The sequence below is a fragment of the Bacillus siamensis KCTC 13613 genome (genome assembly GCF_000262045.1).
Classification (GTDB): Bacteria; Bacillota; Bacilli; order Bacillales; family Bacillaceae; genus Bacillus; species Bacillus siamensis.
The window spans coordinates 1-490 of sequence record NZ_AJVF01000031.1 but is presented as its reverse complement, the minus strand read 5'-3'; the positions used below and the strand labels follow the sequence as shown (position 1 = coordinate 490).

Sequence of the window (490 nt, the reverse complement as noted above, 5' to 3'; positions counted from 1 at the left end):
CCTAATGAAAGAATACGCAGAAACCGAAGCGAACGAACAGTTCATCCAAGCTGACTTCCAGCAGCTCCAAAACGCCACAGGCAAAGGAAAAAGCGCCACGCCGCTTCACTACAATGCCAAGGCGTACCGAGAAAGCGACACCCATAAGAAAAAAGGTGATATCGCAAGACATTCGGATGCTTATTTGACGATTAAAAAGGAAGAAGCGAAAGAGCGGGAAATCAAAGATCTAAAGAAAAAGCTGGCCGATGGTGTCACCGATCCGGATGAATATTTGGAAATTGCGAAGAAGATCGGCTATGAAAACCTTGAACCCGCTCAGGTGCAATATGTGATGCAGCTTGAACAAGCAAAACAGCTCGAAGAAGTCGGAGAAACGGCTTGGGATATCGTCAAAGGAATAGGCGTCGGCCTTTATGATGTCGGGAAAGACACCATAACAGGCGTCAAAGACCTGGCTGTCGGCGCATGGGATTTTTACCATCTCTCC

1 pseudogene is annotated in these 490 nt (G+C 47.3%); it reads left to right on the top strand.

Going from position 1 to position 490, the window contains the following annotated elements:
• Window positions 1-490: pseudogene (locus tag Y79_RS01000000120045) on the top strand (hypothetical protein); the annotation flags it as partial.